Below are 17,536 nucleotides of genomic sequence, written 5' to 3'. Positions count from 1 at the left end.
TGGACATCGTCTGGCTCACCGTCCACCACGAGTTGCCCGTTCTCGTCGCGGCCTGCCGCGCCGAGCCGGACCGCGCGCCCGACCCCTGATCGCCCCGAGCCGCCTGAGCCCATGACCGACGCGAAGCCCGACGCGAGCCCCGAGACCAAGCCTGTCGGCCCCGGTGATCAGGTGATCCTGGTCGATGGCTCGTCGTTCATCTTCCGGGCCTATTTCCAGTCGATCAACCAGGACCAGAAGTACAATTCGCGACCCTCCGACGGGCTGCCCACCGGCGCCGTGCGGCTGTTCTGCACGAAGATCGCCCAGTTCCTGCAGGAGGGCGCGGCCGGCACGATGCCGACCCATCTCGGTATCGTCTTCGACAAGTCGGAGGGCTCGTTCCGCAAGGAGATGTTCCCCGACTATAAGGGCCACCGCCCCGACGCGCCCGACGACCTCAAGCGCCAGATGCCGCTGATGCGCGACGCGGTGCGCGCCTTCGGCCTGCACGCGGTGGAGCTGGAGCGCTACGAGGCCGACGACCTCATCGCCACCTACACCCGCCAGGCCGAGGCGCGGGGCGCGGGCGTCATCATCGTCTCGTCTGACAAGGACCTGATGCAGCTCGTCGGGCCGCAGGTGCGGTTCTACGATTTCGAATCCGGCGCTAAGGGCAAGGCCGGCTACCGGCCCGAGCGCAACCTCGATGTCGAGGCGATCGTTGCCAAGTGGGAGGGCCTGCAGCCGAACCAGATCGGCGATGCTCTGGCGCTGATCGGCGACACCTCCGACAACGTGCCGGGCGTTCCCGGCATCGGCCTCAAGACCGCGGCGGCGCTGATCAAGGAGTTCGGCAGCCTCGAAGCCCTGCTGGAGCGGGCCGGCGAGATCAAGCAGCCCAAGCGCCGCGAGACCCTGCTGGCCAACGTCGATCAGGCCAAGCTCTCGCGCAAGCTCGTTGCGCTGATGGAGGACGTGCCCGTCCCGGTGGCGCTTGACGATCTCGGCGTGCCCAAGCCCGATCCGGAGAAGCTCGTCGGCTTCCTGAAGGCGATGGAGTTCAACACGCTCACCCGCCGCATCGCCCAGATGCTGCACGTCGACCCGGAGGCGGTGAAGCCCGATCCGCGGCTCCTGCCCGGGGCCCGTCCGCACGGCTACGGCAACGCGGCCGGCGGCAGCGACGCGGTGCCGTTCTTCGGCGATTCCGTGCCGCCGGACCCCGAGACCGCCGCGGCCGGGGCCGAGCGCCCGCCGGGCGCCGCACCGCCCGAGGGCGGCGAGATCGACCCCTTCGCGGATCTCGACCTGCCGGACGCGCCGGCCAAGCCCCGGGCGCCTGTCGAGGCGACGCCGGGCAATGTGGTGGCGGCGCGCGCCGCCGAGGCGGTCGCGCCGTTCGACACCGCCGCCTACGAGACGGTGTCGTCCCTGGAGCAGCTCGACGCCTGGATCGCGGAAGGCCAGGAGGCGGGGGTGATCGCAGTCGATACCGAAACCGACGCCCTGGACGCCCACAAGGCCGGCCTCGTCGGCGTCTCGCTGGCGGTGGCGACCGGCAGGGCCTGCTACATCCCCCTGGCCCACGTGCAGGCCGCCAAGGTGCAGGCCGACGCCACCGACCTGTTCGGCGAGGGCGCTGCCGCCTCCGACGTCGCCGAGCCGGTGCCGGGCCAGATCCCGCTCAAGGAGGCGCTCAGTCGGCTGAAGCCGCTCCTTGAGAATCCGGGTGTCCTCAAGGTCGGCCAGAACCTGAAATACGACTGGGTCGTGCTGGCCCGCTACGGCATCGAGATTGCGCCCTTCGACGACACGATGCTGATCTCCTACGTGCTCGACGCCGGCAAGGGCGGGCACGGCATGGACGAACTGGCCCGCCGCCATCTCGGCCACCAGCCGATCACGTTCTCCGATGTCGCCGGCACCGGCCGCAACAAAGTGACCTTCGACCGGGTCGCGATCGACAAGGCCACCGCCTACGCGGCCGAGGACGCGGATGTCACCTTACGCCTGTGGCGGATGATGAAGCCGCGCCTCGTGGCCGAGCACCGGGTCGCGGTCTACGAGACCCTGGAGCGGCCGCTGCTGCCGGTGATCGCCCGGATGGAGCAGCGCGGCATCCGGGTCGACCGCGAGATGCTGAGCCGCCTCTCGGGCGATTTCTCGCAGATCCTCGTCCGCCTGGAGGAGGAGATCCAGGAGGATGCTGGGGAAAAATTCTCGGTGGGCTCACCGAAGCAGATCGGCGACATCCTCTTCGGCAAGATGGGCCTGCCGGGCGCCAAGAAGACGCCATCGGGCCAGTGGGCCACACCGGCCACGCTCCTCGAAGAACTGGCTCAGGCCGGGCACGCCTTGCCCAAGAAGATCCTGGAATACCGCCAGCTCTCGAAGCTGAAATCCACCTACACGGATTCGCTCCAGACCCATGCCGACCGCGAGACCGCGCGGGTCCACACCTCGTTCTCGCTGGCGGCGACCACCACGGGACGGTTGTCCTCGTCCGAGCCGAACCTGCAGAACATCCCGATCCGCACCGAGGAGGGTCGGCGGATCCGGCGCGCCTTCGTGGCCGCGCCCGGGAACCGGCTGATCTCGGCCGATTATTCGCAGATCGAGCTGCGGCTGCTGGCCCACATGGCCGACATCCCGGAGCTCCGGAAGGCGTTCGAGGACGGGATCGACATCCACGCGGCCACGGCCTCGGCGATGTTCGGCGTGCCGCTCAAGGAGATGACCCCCGACCTGCGGCGTCGCGCCAAGACCATCAACTTCGGCATCATCTACGGCATCTCGGCCTTCGGCCTCGCCGACCGGCTCGGCATCGGCCGCGAGGAGGCCTCGGCGTTCATCAAGCAGTATTTCGAGCAGTTCCCGGGCATCCGCGACTACATCGACACGACCAAGCGGAGCTGCCGCGACAAGGGCTACGTCACCACCCTGTTCGGCCGGGTCTGCCACTACCCGCAGATCCGCTCCAACAACCCGTCCGAGCGTGCCAGCGTCGAGCGGCAGGCGATCAACGCGCCGATCCAGGGCTCGGCCGCCGACATCATCCGGCGGGCGATGACACGGATGGAGGCGGCGCTCGCCGCCAAGAAGCTGAACGCCCGCATGCTGCTGCAGGTGCACGACGAACTGGTCTTCGAGGTCGCCGAGGATGAGGTCGACCGCACGATCCCGATCATCGCCTCGGTTATGGAGGAGGCGCCGGCGCCGGCCCTGACGCTGAAGGTGCCGCTTGTCGTAGAGGCCAAGGCGGCGGGGAACTGGCAGGAAGCGCATTGAGCCGGGCTGCCGCGCAGGTCGTGCCGGCGGCATGAGCAGCGCGGATCGGAGCTCGGTCCATCTCCGTCTTCGCGAGCGCAGCGAAGCGACCCAGGGCGGCGCGACGTCTGAGACTGTGGCGCTGACCGGATTGCTTCGCTGGGCTCGCAAGGACGGCAGTGCCTTGATCCGGGTTGTTTCGATGGCCCGTGAAGCGAAATCTGCGAGCGGGCCGGCGAAGGGGTGATCGGGACATCGGCGATGATGGCCGCTGCACGATCGCCACTCGGAAGTCCGGCCCGGCCGATCGGCCCGGCAGGCTTGGAGATGCCGCCAAAGACCGTCATACGCGGGGCGCCCATGATCTGCACCGCTCGCAGCCCTTGACCGATCCTCTCGCCTTCCTCGCCGGCGGCGGCGAAGCCGCGGGCATGATCTGCGCGCGCGACTGGTCCGGCCATCCCCTCGGCGCCCCGGAAACCTGGCCTGCGGAGTTCCGCGCGGCCCTGTCGCTCGTGCTCAACTCGCCGGAATCGATGATCCTCGCCTGGGGGCCGGATCTCCACTTTTTCTTCAACGATACGTATTTCCCGCTGCTCGGACCGCGCCTGCCCTGGGCCATGGGCGCGCGGTTCGACGAAGTCTGGGCCGATGCCTGGGCGCAGGCGAAGCCGATCATCGATGCCGCCATGGCGGGCCGTTCGGAGCGGTTCGTCGATCTGCCGTGGCAGCTCGATACCGACCGGGGCGCCCAGGAGACGTGGTGGACGTTCTCATACTCGCGGGTCCTCGATGCCGAGGGCCGGGTCGCCGGGCTGTTCATCCTCACCAACGAGACCACCGGGCGGGTGCTCGCCGACGCCGCCCTCCAGGAGAGCCAGGCCGCGCTGGAGGCGGCCCTCGGGGAGCTGCACAAGCTCAACGGCACCCTGGCCCAGCAGGTCGAGGAGCGCACCGCCGACCGCAACGCCCTGTGGACGCTCTCGTCCGACATGATGCTGCGCTGCCGGTTCGACGGAACGATCACCGCGGTGAACCCGGCCTGGACCGAGGTGCTCGGCTGGCGCCCGGACGAACTGGTCGGGACGAGGCTGATCGATCTCGTGCATCCGGACGATCTTCCCCGCACGGTCGAGGGCGCGCGGCGGCTGTCGGCGGGCGAACGCCTCGCACGCTTCGACAATCGTTACCGCCACCGGGACGGCAGCTACCGCTGGATCAGCTGGGCGGCGCGGCCGGGCGATGGGGTGATCGCCGCGGTCGGCCGCGACTTCACCGCGGAGCGCGAGCAGGCCGACGCCCTGGCGGCCGCCGAGGAGGCCCTGCGGCAATCCCAGAAAATGGAGGCGGTCGGCCAGCTCACCGGCGGCCTCGCGCACGACTTCAACAACCTGCTCGCCGGCATCTCCGGCTCGCTGGAGCTCATCCAGACCCGGCTGGGCCAGGGCCGCGTCATGGACGTGGACCGCTACATCACGGCCGCCCAGGGGGCTTCGAAGCGGGCCGCCGCCCTGACCCACCGTCTTCTGGCCTTCTCGCGGCGCCAGACCCTCGATCCGAAGCCCACCGACGTGAACCGGCTGGTTGTCGGCATGGAAGACCTGATCCGGCGGACCGTCGGCCCTTCGGTCGTCGTCGAGGTTCTGGGTGCGGCGGGTCTCTGGCCGGCCCTGGTCGATCCGCCGCAGCTCGAGAACGCGCTGCTCAACCTCTGCATCAACGCCCGCGACGCGATGCCGGACGGTGGCCGCCTCGCCATCGAGACCAGCAACGCCTGGCTCGACGAGCGCGCCGCGCGCCGGCACGACATGGCGCCGGGCCAGTATCTCTCGCTCTGCGTGACCGATACCGGCACTGGCATGCCGCCGGAGATCGTCGGCAAGGTGTTTGAGCCGTTCTTCACCACCAAGCCGCTCGGCCAGGGCACAGGCCTCGGCCTCTCGATGATCTACGGCTTCGCCCAGCAATCCGGCGGGCAGGTGCGGATCTACTCGCAGGTCGGGCAGGGGACCACGGCCTGCCTCTACCTGCCGCGCCATCGCGGCGCGGTGGCGGAGGAGGATCCGCAGGCCGGGATCGGGGCGCCTCCGCGGGCCGCCCCGGGCGAGACCGTGATGGTGGTCGACGACGAGCCGACCGTCCGCATGCTGGTCACCGAGGTGCTGGAGGATCTCGGCTACACGGCCATCGAGGCCGCCGACAGCGGCGCCGGCCTCAGGGTCCTGCAATCGGACGTGCGCATCGACCTGCTGGTCACCGATGTCGGGCTGCCGGGCGGCATGAACGGGCGCCAGATGGCGGAGGCCGGCCGGATTAAGCGCCCGGGGCTGAAGGTGCTGTTCATCACCGGCTACGCGGAAGCGGCGGTGTTCGGCAATGGCCCGCTCGATCCCGGCATGCAGGTGCTCACCAAGCCGTTCGTGGTGGAGGTGCTCGGCGCGCGCATCCGCGAGATGATCGGAACGGCTTGACCGCGCCGCCGGTTCGGGCCTGATCGGCGAAACTGCCGGGGAGGGGACACGTCATGCGGGCGCTGCTGTGCACGAGGCTCGACGGGCCGGAGCATCTGGAGATCGTCGAGCGTCCCGATCCGGTGCCCGGTCCCGGGCAGGCCCTGGTCCGGATCCGGCTGGCGGCGCTGAACTTCTTCGACACGCTGATTACGGCCGGGCGCTACCAGGTGAAGCCGCCGCTGCCGTTCTCCCCGGGCGGCGAGGGGGTCGGTGTGGTCGAGGCTCTGGGCGAGGGCGCCTCCGGCGTTGCGGTGGGGGACCGGGTGATCGTCCATGCCGGGCACGGCTGCTGCGCCGAACGGATCGCCGTCGATGCCGCTCGGCTCACGCCGGTGCCGGACGCGGTGCCGGACGAGCAGGCGGCCGGCCTCACCATCACCTACGGCACCTCGCTCCACGCCCTGGCGAACCGGGCGCGCCTACAGCCGGGCGAGTGGCTCGCGGTGCTCGGCGCCTCCGGGGGTGTGGGTCTCGCGGCGGTGGAGCTCGGCCGGCTGATGGGCGCCCGGGTCATCGCCTGCGCCTCCTCGGAGGAGAAGCTCGCGGTCGCCCGCAGCCATGGAGCCGAGGCGACGCTGGTCTACGATCCTGCGACCCTCAAGGATGAGTTGCGCCGGATCAGCGGCGGCGGCGTCGACGTGATCTACGACGCGGTCGGCGATGCCTACGCGGAGCCGGCCCTGCGGGCGCTCGGCTGGCGCGGGCGCTACCTCGTCATCGGCTTCGCCGCCGGCGCCATCCCGCGGCTGCCGCTGAACCTGATGCTCCTCAAGGAACTCGACGTGCAGGGCGTCCACTGGGGCGCCTTCCTGGATCGCGACCCGGAGGCGCACCGGGCCGACCAGCGCCGGCTCCTCGGCTGGGTCGCCGAGGGCAAGCTCACCGCGCAGGTGCACGGCGTCTACCCGCTGGCGGCGTTCCCGGAGGCGTTCGGCCTGCTGACCCGCCGGGCCGCCATGGGCAAGGTGCTGCTGCGGCCCTGATCGACCGATTCCCGGATCGCCGGTTTGATCAGGTCAAAGCAACGGGACGTTCATGCTCAGTCGTGATGGTGTCGCCTTCTGATTCGCGGCATGCGGCTGAGGTGACGGTATGATGATCTGGAGCAGGAGCATCACATTTCGGCTGATTCTTATTTCGACTGTTGGTCTAATTATTCTTGTCGTGAACTCTGCGGTCAACATAGCGCAGATCAACTCAGTCAACAATTCCGCCCGGGAAATGCGCGACGTTTGGATGCGCAAGGACGACCAGCGCGCCGAGCTGCAGTTCCTGGCGCTCCGGTATCACACGACGACGATCCGCAAGGTCGTCGCGGTCGACGAGACCGAGAACCGCGATCTCGATTCCGAATTCACCGAGATGAATGCGTCGGTCCCGGAGGCATTCGGGCGATATCGGGCCCTCGTCGGGTCTTCGCGCGAGCGGACGTTGTGGGAGGCGTGCGAGACGCGGTGGCAGGCCTACCTGGTGGCGCGAGAGCCGATCATCGCGGCCCTCAAGCGCGGTGATCGGGCCGGCGCGCGCGACGCCATCGCACCGGCGCGCCAGCCGCTGGTCGACGTGTTCGGCGCGCTGTCGGATCTCGCCAAGTTCAATGCCGAGGGCACCGAAGCCTCAACGATCCATGCCGAAGACGCCTACTGCACCGCCTGGACGGTCACGCTCGGCCTGCTCCTCGCCGGGCTGGCCGTGACGGGCGCGACGCTCTGGGACGTCCTACGCCACATCGCACGGCCGATCCGGAGCATGACCGCCGCCATGAGCCGACTGGCCGCGCAGGATCTCACCGTCGTGATCCCCGGCGCCGAGCGGCGCGACGAGATCGGCGCCATGGCGGCCTCGGTCCAGGTGTTCAAGGAGGGTCTGATCCGGGCTCGGGCATTGGAGGACGAGGCGGCCCGCGCCCGCGCCGAGGCCGAGGCACAGCGCAAATCCGGCCTGCGCCAGATGGCCGATGGCTTCGAAGGTGCGGTGGGCGGCATCATCGGCACCGTCGCGACGGCCGTCGCGGCGCTGCAGGACACGGCCTCCCGCATGACTAAGGCGGCGTCGGGCACCGCCGGGCGCTCCACCGATGTGGCGCGCGCGGCCGAACTCGCCGCCGTCAACGTCAACACGGCGGCTTCCGCCGCGGAGGAGCTTGGCAGCTCCGTCCAGGAGATCGGCCGGCAGGTGTCGGGGTCTGCCGCGCTGACTCAGGCTGCCGTCGAGGAGGCCGAATCGACCGCCCAGCTCGTCCAGGACCTGAGCGGCGCGGCGGCGCGGATCGGCGACGTCGTGACGATGATCACCACCATCGCCGAGCAGACCAACCTCCTGGCGTTGAACGCGACGATCGAGGCAGCTCGGGCGGGCGACGCCGGCCGCGGCTTCGCGGTGGTCGCTGCCGAGGTGAAGGAGCTGGCCGGCCAGACCGCCCGGGCGACCGAAGAGATCTCCGGCCAGATCGGCCGGATCCAGGCCTCCACCGGCGACGCGGTCTCGGCGATCGGCCGGATCGGCGGCCGGATCTGGGAGATCAGCGCGGTTGCCACACGGATCGCTGCCGCGGTCGAGGAGCAGGGCGCCGCCACCCAGGAGATCGTCCGCAACGTCTCGCAGGCCGCACTGGGCGCCGGCGAGGTGACCACCACGATCACCGAGGTGGCGGGGGCGGCGAACGAGACCGGGGCCGCAGCCGAGCAGGTTCTCGCCTCGGTCGCCGAGCTGGCGCTCCACGCCGAGCATCTCAGCGGCGAGGTGACCCGGTTCCTCGCGACGGTCCGGGCCGCCTGAGACCGGTCGGGCGGCTGGAACGCCGCCCGACCGGTCTCAGGGCTGTGCCGAGCGTGTCAGAGAAGCCCGCGCGCCTTCGCCAAGCCGACCAGGTCCGCCTGCGGACGGGCGCCGATATGCTGGATCACCTCGGCGGCCGCGAGCGTGCCGAGCCGAGCGCTGGTGACGTAGTCGAGGCCGCGGGCGTGGCCGGCCAGGAAGCCGGCCGCGAACAGATCGCCCGCGCCGGTCGTGTCGACCACTTCGTGCACCGGGCTCGCCTCGACCGAACGGACCTCGCCGCCCTGCACGACAAGCGCACCATCCGAAGAGCGCGTGACGAGGCCGAGGAGGTGGCGGCCGCGGGCATTGCGCTCGTCCCTGAGCGCCGCCACGGCGGCCTCGGGATCGTCGGTCTGATAGAGGCTCTGCAACTCGCCGATATTGGCAAACAGGATGTCGACGCTGCCATCCCGCACGAGCTCCAGGAACTCGTCACGGTAGCGGCCAACGCAGAACGCGTCCGACAGGGTCAGCGCGACGGCATTTCCGGATGCGTGGGCGATCTGCGCGGCCTTGCGGAACGCGTCCTTGGCGGCCGGCGGGTCCCAGAGATAGCCTTCGAGGTAGACGACGCGGGCGGAGCTCACGAGCGCCTTATCAACATCGTCGGGCGTCAGGCCCTGGCAGGCGCCCAGGTAGGTGTTCATCGTGCGCTCGCCGTCCGGAGTGACGAGGACGAAGCAGCGGGCGGTCGCCGGCCCCGCGCTCGCCGCCGGGACGGTGAAGCCGACGCCGGTCGCCTTGAGGTCGTGGCTGAAAAGGCCGCCGAGCTCGTCGTCCCGGACCTTGCCGACGAAGCCGGTCTTGGTCCCCAGAAGCGCTGCGCCGACCGCGGTGTTCGCGCCCGAGCCGCCCGAGACGATCGTGGCCGGCCCCATCGCCTGGAACAGCGCCTCGGCCCGCCCCTCGTCGATGAGCTGCATGGCGCCTTTGGTGACGCCCTGCGTGGACAGGAAGGCGTCGTCCGTGCGGGCGATCACATCGACGATGGCGTTGCCGAGCACGAGGAGATCGAGGGGGGCGGTCATACGGGCGTCCTGATTCGCGTTCGCGCGGCTGTGGCATCCGTGCCGGTTCGGATCAAGCGTCGTCGGAGGCTGGCGGGAGATCGGCGAACAGGTCCGGCACGGGTAGGCTCAGGCCGGGCGGGGTTAGGTCAAGCGTGCCGGCTATCGCAATACGCGTCTCGATCAGGCCGCCCTCGGCGCGTTGGTGATGGATGACGAGGCGCTTCACCGGATCCACGATCAGATAGTGCATCACGCTCGCGAGGCTGAAGTAGCGGGCGAGCTTGAGGCCCGAATCGACGGCACGCGCGCTCGGCGACTGTACCTCGACGACGATGATAGGATTGGTGATCTCGGTCGCATCGGGATGGGCACGCGCGCCGCAATAGCCGAGAGCGTCGGGCTCGAAAACGGTATCCGCATCGATGCGGACACTGATACCGTCCGGCAGTGCGAAGCAGGCACGTTGCGCCTGATTCAGCGCTGATCGGAGAGCCAGATAAGCTGCAGCTTTGACCTCGGCATGCCGGACCCGCTCCGGCGACATCGCGAACACCTCGCCGTCGACCAACTCGAAGCGTCCGGGCCGATCCTCGGCCCAGGCCAGGAATTCGTCGACGTTCATCCGCAGCTTAGGCTGTGCGACCATGACTCCCAGCGTAGCACAGGTCCTAGGTGCTGAGAGCCGGCCCGAGGTCTAGACGGTGCCGGTATTTGCGCAGGATCCCTCAAGCAAAGCGCGATCTGGTGCAGCGATGGAACCTGCCCGGCCGCGTCTTCTTCACCTGCGGAGCCTGCCATAGCCCGGCCTATGCTCGGCTCTGGGTGGCCCGGCTGGCCGGCCGAACTGATCCCGCTTCCGCCGATGTCCTGATCGCGATGAAGCGCTCTCGGCAATCGAGCACCTCCGACTTCGGGAGCCCGGCCAAGTCCTGCACGGCGCGCTGCCCCGGGCGCGCCGCGACCGCCTCGTTCCGCCGCCGAGCCCGAGAGGAGCCTCACCCGGCAATCTTCTCCAGGGCCACATCCCGCGTCCGCGGGCCGAGGAGGCCGACGAGCAGGCCTGCCGCCAGCATCGCCGCCGAGATGAACAGGAACACCCCCGGCGTGCCGGTCTCGCGCAGCACGAACGCGATGACGAAGCCCGTGAAGATCGCCGAGAAGCGGCTCCAGGAATAGACGAAGCCGACCGCCCGGGCGCGGATGCCGGTCGGGAACAGCTCGGCCTGATAGGCATGGAAGCTGTAGGACATCACGTTGGAGGCGAGCGTCAGCCCGATCCCCAGCACGACGATAGCGGTGACGTCGCGCGTCTGCGCGAAGGTCAGCCCGCAGGCGATGTAGACGAGGGCGGCGGCCACGATGACGTGCTTGCGCTCGAACCGGTCGGCGATGGCCAGGCCGATCAGCGGCCCGATCGGGGCGGCGAGCGCGATCAGCGCCGTGTAGGCGAGGCTCGACGTCACGGTGATGCCCTGCGCGACCAGCAAGGTCGGCACCCAGTTGGCGAAGCCGTAGAAGCCCACGGTCTGGAACACGTTGAACCCGGCCATCATCAGCGCCCGGCGCCGATAGGGTTGGACCCACAGGTCGCGGAACGCGCCGCGCGGCGAGACCGGCTCCGGCGCGGCGGGGGCCGGCAGCGGCCGACCGTGTTCGGCCGCGATGCGCGCTTCCAGCTGCTTCAGGACCGCGTCGGCCTCCGCGAGCCGCCCGTGCTCGACCAGCCAGCGCGGGCTCTCCGGCAGGCCCGCGCGCATCCACCAGACCACGATGGCGGCAGAGGCGCCGATCAGCACCACCCAGCGCCAGCCGTCGATCCCCAGCGGCGCGAGAGGGATCAGCAGGTAGGACAGGAACGCCACCACCGGCACGGCGGTGAAGCCGATGCCTTGGCACAGAGCGAAAGCGCGGCCGCGGATCGCCTTCGGCACCAGTTCCGAGAGGTAGCTGCCGATCGTCACCATCTCCAGCCCGAGCCCGATCCCCGCGATGAGTCGCCAGAGGTTGAGGCCGAAGGCGTCGGTCTGGCAGGCCATCACCACGTTGGCCGCCGTGTAGGCGAGGAGCGACCACGTGAAGATCGCCCGGCGTCCGAAGCGGTCGGCGAGCCAGCCGCACGCGAGCGTGCCGATGAACAGGCCGGTGAACAGGGCGGCCACGAAGCTCGCGACGCCGCTGGCGCCGAATAGGCCGGGGGTCGTCGGGGTCAGGATCCCGGCCTTGACGAGGCCCGGGGCCACGTAGCCGGTGAACAGCAGGTCGTAGAGCTCGAAGAAGAAGCCGAGGCCGAGCAGGGCCACGAGCTGCCAGACCGTGCGGGTGGCCGGCAGGCGGTCGAGACGCGCCAGGATGGCGCTGGCATCCGGAACCTCAGCGGTAGCCCGGACCGCCATACGCGTCGCCATGCTTCTAAATCCTGTTCCGCCGCTGCGGCGCCCGGCCGGCGCAGTGCCGCGGAAGCGAGCGCCGCGCAAGGGATCCGCTCACGCCCCGAAGACCGACCAGCCCATGCGCTGCGTCAGCCGCTCCAGTGCGATCCGACCGAGATGGGAATTGCCCGCCGCGTCGAGTCCTGGCGACCAGACCGCGATGGAGGCCTTGCCGGGCGCGATCGCCAGGATGCTGCCGCCGACCCCGCTCTTGCCCGGCAGGCCCACGCGATAGGCGAACTCGCCCGACCCGTCGTAATGACCGCAGGTCAGCATGATCGCGTTGATGCGGCGCGCCCGCTCCGCCGAGACCACCGAGTGGCCGGTCGACGGGTTGATGCCGTTATGAGCGAGGAACCGGCCCGCCATGGCGAGCTGGCGGCAGTTCATCGCGATGGCGCAGTGGTGGAAGTAGACGCCGAGGGTGAAGTCCACCGGATTGTCGATGACGCCGAACGATTTCATGTAGTTGGCGAGCGCGGTGTTGCGGAAGCCCGTGCGCTTTTCCGAGGCCGCCACGGTCTCGTCGATGGCGATGCTCGAATCCTGGGCCAGGAACTGCAGGAAACGCAGGATCTCGCCGAGCGCCTCGCGCGGCGCGTGGCCCGAGAGGATCACGTCGGTGACCGCGATCGCGCCGGCGTTGATGAACGGGTTGCGCGGCACCCCGCGCTCGCGCTCCAGCTGGACGATGGAGTTGAACGGGTTGCCCGAGGGTTCGCGGCCGACGCGCTTCCACAGCCGGTCGCCGACCATGCCGAGCGCCAGGGTGAGGGTGAACACCTTCGAGACGCTCTGGATCGAGAACGGCGTCTCGCTGTCGCCGCCCGCGAAGACGCGACCCTCGGCGTCGATCACCGCCATGCCGAACTGGTTCGGGTCGATCCGGGCGAGTTCGGGGATGTAGTCGGCGACGGCGCCCCGGTCAGGGCGCAGAGCCATCTCCTCGGAGATGTCCCGGATGACGAGGGCAAGATCGGGCACGGTGAAGCTCACGCGTCGCGATGCGTCGGAACCGGGCCGGTTGGCGACGTCTCGGGCGATGCAAGGTCCGGTCCGGCCGCCGCGTGATCTAGCAGCGCGGACCAGAACTGAGAACCGGAGCGGCCGAGTTTATGCGACGATCAGCCGGCGAGCGTCGGCCGCCGGGCCGTCACCTGATCCGCACCGTCATCGCGCGCGCAGCGAAGCGACCCAGAGCGGCGCGACCTCGGCAAGCGTGGCGGAACGGGATTGCTTCGCGACGCTCGCCAAGACGGCTGCGGTGCGTCCGCCCGACGAAAAGGATTATCAGGCGGCGGCAAGCGCCGTGCCCATGGATTCCTTCTTCATCAGCTCCCGGAAGAAGCCGTCGAGATGGGTCAGCTTGTCGGGCGACCCGTCCTGGGCGATGCGGCCGCCCTCCAGCACGACGATGCGGTCGAAATCCTGCAGCGTCGACAGCCGGTGGGCGATGGCGATGACGGTCCGGCCCTTCATGAGATTGGCCAAAGCGTGCCGGATCGCCTGTTCCGACTCGGCGTCCAGCGCCGAGGTCGCCTCGTCGAGGAGCAGGATCGGCGAGTTCTTGAGGATGGCCCGCGCGATGGCGATGCGCTGGCGCTGGCCGCCCGAGAGCTTGACGCCGCGGTCGCCGACCATCGTGTCGAACCCTTCCGGCAGGGCCTGGATGAAGTCGGTGCAGTGGGCGGCTTCGGCGGCCTGCCAGACCTCCTCGTCGGTGGCGTCGGGCCGGCCGTAGCGGATGTTCTCGCGCAAGGAGCGGTGGAACATCGACACGTCCTGCGGGACCACCGTGATCGCCTCGCGCAGGGATTCCTGCGTCACCCGGTCGATGTCCTGGCCGTTGATGCGGATCGACCCGCTCTGCACGTCGTAGAAGCGCTGGATCAGCGAGAACAGGGTCGACTTGCCGCCGCCCGACTTGCCGACGAGGCCGACGCGCTGGCCCGGCTCGATCACGAGGTCGAAATCCGTGAAGACCGGGCGCCCGTCCGGGTAGCTGAAGGCGACGTGCTCGAAGGCGATCTGCGCGCCCTGGCCGGTGAGGGGCTTCGCTTCCGGATGGTCCACAAGGTCGTGGGGCTGGAGCAGGGTGTGCAGCGCCTCGGACAGGCGGGCGGTGTGCTGCGTCGCGTCGACCAGCGCGACCGCAAGGTCGCGGGTGGCGGCGAGGATCCGGATGCCGAGGGTGCAGACCAGCACGACCTGACCGTTGGTCGCCTGGCCGGCTTCCCACATCTGGATCGCCCAGTAGAGCAGGCCGAACACGGCGAGCACGGTGAGCACCGCGTGCACGATGCGCAGCTTCTCGAGGTAGAGCAGTGACGACCGGCGAGCCCGCATTTCGGTGGCGATCGTGCCCTCGAAACGCTGGCCCTCGCGCTTGAACGCCGAGAAGGCGCGCACCAGCGACATGTTGCCGACGAGATCGACCATCTCGCCGTCGACGGAGGCCGCCTTGGCGGCGAAGTCGTGGTGCAGCGGCTTGCCGGCGGACGCCATCTTGAACATCAGCACGACGACCGCAGCGAACACGCTGGCCAGGATCGCCGCCATCGTGGTGTTGACGGTGGCGATGTAGGCGATCGACCCGAAGGCCGCGACCGTCGGCGGCATCACGTTGAACACGAACATGTTCTCGACCGTGAAGATCGCGTTCGAGGTCGCCGTGATGCGCGACGCCAGGGTGCCCGGCTGGCGGTCCGAGAAGAAGGTCGGGGAATGGCCGGTCAGGTGCCGGAACAGGTCACGCCGGATGTCGCCGGTGATGCCCACGAAGGTGAAGGCACCGGTCAGGGCCGCCACGCGCCAGAGCATGTTGTCGGCGGCGATGAAGCCGATCAGGACCGCGAGCGCGCTCCAGACCACGGTGTTGCCCGGGCCGGGTCCCTTCGTGAGCGCGTCGACCACGCCCTTGAGGGCGTAGTCGGTCGAGACCGAGAAGCCGACAGCGCCGAGCACGGAGATCAGGATGACCAGGTGCGGCAACCAGCGCCGGCGGAGATACCGCCCGACGAAGGCGAAGGGCCTGTCGGCGTATCGGTGCAGCTCTTCCATCGCGGTGACCATTCCGTATTCGCGCGGCGTGGGCTTGCGGGTTAAGGCGGCGTGCAGCGCGGGCGCAAACTGACCCGCAGCGGCAACGCGAGAGCGTTGCCATTGTTGCACCGTCCCGCCTCGTATCGCGCGCCTTTTATCGCTCCAACCTGAACGCCGCTTGAGCGGTTCAGACATACACAAGCGAAACCGATGCCGCGGCCGCTCAGGCCGCGGGATCGGTCTGGCGCGTCTCGGGCATAATGAGCGCCACCAGCATGAAGGCCGCAAATCCCATGCAGGCCAGCCCCAGGAAGGCGCTGTGGCTGCCGAGATGGTCGGCCATGATCCCGGCGAGCGAGGTCGAGAGGGCGGCGCCGATGCCCATGGCGGTTCCGACGGCGCCGAGGGCGAGGTTGAAACGCCCGGTGCCGCGGGTGAGATCCGAGACGATGAGCGGCACCATCACGCCGAGGACGGAGGCCGAGACCCCGTCGAGCACCTGGATGGCGACGAGGCCGTACGGATTGGTCGTGTAGGCGAGCAGCAGGCCGCGGACGGGCAGGGCGCCGAAGCCGAGGAGCAGCACCGGATAGCGCCCGAATCGCTCGGCCGCCCGGCCGACCGCCGGGGCGCTGACCGCCAGGACCGCCTGCGGGATCATGATGCAGGCGGCGATCAGCGCGGTCGCCGTCTCGCTCGTGCGCAGCGTCAGGACGCTGCCCACGAGCGGCAGCATCGCGGCGTTGGCGAGGAAGAACAGCACCATGCAGGCCGAGAAGCACAGCAGTCCGCGGTTGGTCAGCAGGGAGCGGATGCCGTCCTGCCCGGACGGGCGCGGCGCCTGCTGCGGCGCGGCCGGCTCCTTGAACACGCTCGGATCGATGTCCTGGGCGCGGATGCGCGACAGGGCGATGACCGCCGGGAGCCCGAGCGCGGCCGTCAGGTAGAACACGGCGCCGTTCGACAGGTAGTAGCCGATCGCGCCCATACCGGCCGCGCCGAGGGCGTTGCCCAAAGCTGCGAAGCTCGCGTTCCGGCCGAGGCGCTCGCCCGCATGGGCGCGCCCGACCAGGCCGATGCTGATCGCTGCGATGGCCGGCGTGAGGACGCAGCTCGCCCCCGAATGGACCGCCATCGCCAGCAGCACCACCAGGAAGCTCGGCCAGACCGCGAGCGCGAAGGCGCTGCCCGCGATGCCGATCACCGCCACGGCGGCGGCGAAGCGCTTCGAGCGCACCACGTCGACGAAGGCGCCGCCCGGCACCTGCCCGAGCAGGGCGACGAGGCTGCCGACGGTCAGAGCGAAGCCGATGTCGGACTGCGTCCACTTGGCCTGCGAGAAGTAGACCGCCAGGAACGGCCCGAAGCCGGTCTGTAGATTGGCGACAAAGAACGCGAAGCCATCGAGGCCGTAGCGGCTCGCCGGCGCGATCGCGCGCCCGGCAGGATGCGCCTCGGTCATCGGCATCGGCTCGCGCGCGCTCTCGGCCGCCTGATCCTTCAGGCGCAGGGGGCGGGAGCGGATATCTTGCCGGGACACCTCGCGCTCGCGGGTTGAGGTGGCGGTTCGAACCTTCAATCGGGCCACCGTCACTTATCCGGCGCCTTCTCCGGCGGGCTGGCGGCCGTGGTCGGGGCGGCGCCCGTCGGCGCGGGCGGGGGCGCTGCCGCAGGGCTGGCCGGAGTGGTCGCCGGTGTGGCGGGCGGAGCGACCGCGGCCGGCGCAGGCTGCGCGGCGGGCACGGCCGCGGTGGCCGCCTGCTCGCTCTCGCTCCCGGGCGCCGCCGGGCTGGCGGGGCCGAGCACCACGATCGGCTCGCCGGCCTTGTATTCGGGCGACACGCGGACCTGGTTGCGGGTCAGCGCGACGGACAGCTTGCGTTCCTTGCCGCCGTCCGGGGCGAAGCGCAGGGCGCGCCAGTCCACCGCGATCTTGCGGGTGCCGACGCCCAGGAAGCCGCCGAAATCGATGATCGCGGCGCGCGGATGCCCGTCCTTGTCGATGATGATGTCGATGACCCGGCCCAGCTCGTCGCCGCCGGCGCTGCGCACGCTGCGACCGAGCAGGCTCTCGTAATCCTGGGTGTCGAGGACCGTGGCCGGCGTGCCCTGCTGCTGGGCTTGCGGCGGGGGAGCCGGGGGAGGTCCCGGCGGGGTTGGGGCGGGCGGAGCCGCGGGGGCCGGCGCGGCGGTTAGGCCCGGGGTCGGGTTCGCCGCGGGGGCCGAGGGCGGAGCTTGACCGGATGCGCCCTCGCTGCCGCTGGACTGGGCCTGCGCCGCGGCCCCCGATGCCCAGAGGGCAAGCGTCACGACCGCGATCATCCGGTTGGTTCTGAACACGCTTCGTCCTCTGAGGAAGGGTCGGGCCCAGCCGGCACGCCGGCGCAACCGCGACCGTATCGGCTGGTTCGAGGTCCGCCGCCGGCCGGACCCCGCCTGCGATGGGCTCTCGTGCCGCAGGACCTGGGCGAAG

Annotated in this window: 11 protein-coding genes; 4 read left to right on the top strand and 7 right to left on the bottom strand. The window is 70.1% G+C overall.

All coding sequences use genetic code 11. From position 1 onward, the window contains the following. The first annotated feature begins 111 nt into the window (after nt 1-111). The 4 genes from polA (at nt 112) to ABIE45_RS00295 (ending at nt 8,540) form a co-directional block, all read left to right on the top strand. Nucleotides 112-3,270: a DNA polymerase I gene (gene polA, locus ABIE45_RS00310; protein WP_192709935.1), complete on the top strand. Its 3,159-nt coding sequence runs from the start codon at nt 112-114 to the stop codon at nt 3,268-3,270. A 362-nt stretch (nt 3,271-3,632) separates the two neighbouring features. Then, nucleotides 3,633-5,720 (top strand): PAS domain-containing sensor histidine kinase, encoded by a 2,088-nt coding sequence (locus ABIE45_RS00305; RefSeq protein WP_192709936.1) that lies wholly within the window; start codon nt 3,633-3,635, stop codon nt 5,718-5,720. A gap of 53 nt (nt 5,721-5,773) precedes the next feature. Then, nucleotides 5,774-6,745 carry an NADPH:quinone oxidoreductase family protein gene (locus tag ABIE45_RS00300; RefSeq protein WP_192709937.1) on the top strand — a complete coding sequence of 324 codons (972 nt, stop codon included), beginning with the start codon at nt 5,774-5,776 and terminating at the stop codon, nt 6,743-6,745. Nucleotides 6,746-6,854: 109 nt separating this feature from the next. Continuing rightward, complete coding sequence (locus ABIE45_RS00295; RefSeq protein ID WP_373622031.1) at nt 6,855-8,540, top strand: methyl-accepting chemotaxis protein; 1,686 nt, start codon at nt 6,855-6,857, stop codon at nt 8,538-8,540. A 56-nt stretch (nt 8,541-8,596) separates the two neighbouring features. On the opposite strand, the gene ABIE45_RS00290 is transcribed toward ABIE45_RS00295, so the two are convergent. The 7 genes from ABIE45_RS00290 to ABIE45_RS00260 all read right to left on the bottom strand — a co-directional run bounded on the left by ABIE45_RS00290 (nt 8,597) and on the right by ABIE45_RS00260 (nt 17,385). Continuing rightward, the gene (locus ABIE45_RS00290; RefSeq protein ID WP_192709939.1) at nt 8,597-9,610 is read right to left on the bottom strand and encodes an adenosine kinase; all 1,014 of its coding nucleotides are present in this window, start codon (nt 9,608-9,610) and stop codon (nt 8,597-8,599) included. A 52-nt stretch (nt 9,611-9,662) separates the two neighbouring features. After that, nucleotides 9,663-10,238, bottom strand: coding sequence for a Uma2 family endonuclease (locus tag ABIE45_RS00285; RefSeq protein ID WP_192709940.1), 576 nt, complete (start codon nt 10,236-10,238; stop codon nt 9,663-9,665). 349 nt (nt 10,239-10,587) lie between these two features. Further along, complete coding sequence (locus ABIE45_RS00280) at nt 10,588-11,997, bottom strand: MFS transporter (protein WP_192709941.1); 1,410 nt, start codon at nt 11,995-11,997, stop codon at nt 10,588-10,590. Nucleotides 11,998-12,075: 78 nt separating this feature from the next. Then, complete coding sequence (locus tag ABIE45_RS00275) at nt 12,076-13,005, bottom strand: glutaminase (RefSeq protein WP_192709942.1); 930 nt, start codon at nt 13,003-13,005, stop codon at nt 12,076-12,078. A gap of 306 nt (nt 13,006-13,311) precedes the next feature. Continuing rightward, on the bottom strand, nt 13,312-15,081 hold the full coding sequence (locus tag ABIE45_RS00270; RefSeq protein WP_192709943.1) for an ABC transporter ATP-binding protein: 1,770 nt from the start codon (nt 15,079-15,081) through the stop codon (nt 13,312-13,314). Between the two features lie 205 nt (nt 15,082-15,286). Then, a complete protein-coding gene (locus ABIE45_RS00265; RefSeq protein ID WP_192709944.1) occupies nt 15,287-16,657 on the bottom strand; it encodes an MFS transporter in 1,371 nt (456 codons plus the stop codon). Further along, nucleotides 16,654-17,385, bottom strand: a complete 732-nt coding sequence (locus tag ABIE45_RS00260) for a PRC-barrel domain-containing protein (RefSeq protein ID WP_192709963.1) — start codon at nt 17,383-17,385, stop codon at nt 16,654-16,656. The genes ABIE45_RS00265 and ABIE45_RS00260 overlap by 4 nt, the downstream gene beginning before the upstream one ends. Between the last annotated feature and the right edge of the window lie 151 nt (nt 17,386-17,536).

Source organism: Methylobacterium sp. OAE515, assembly GCF_041806315.1.
Lineage (GTDB): Bacteria > Pseudomonadota > Alphaproteobacteria > Rhizobiales > Beijerinckiaceae > Methylobacterium > Methylobacterium tardum.
The sequence above is the reverse complement of the archived record's forward strand: the minus strand, read 5'-3'. Positions and strand labels throughout refer to the sequence as shown.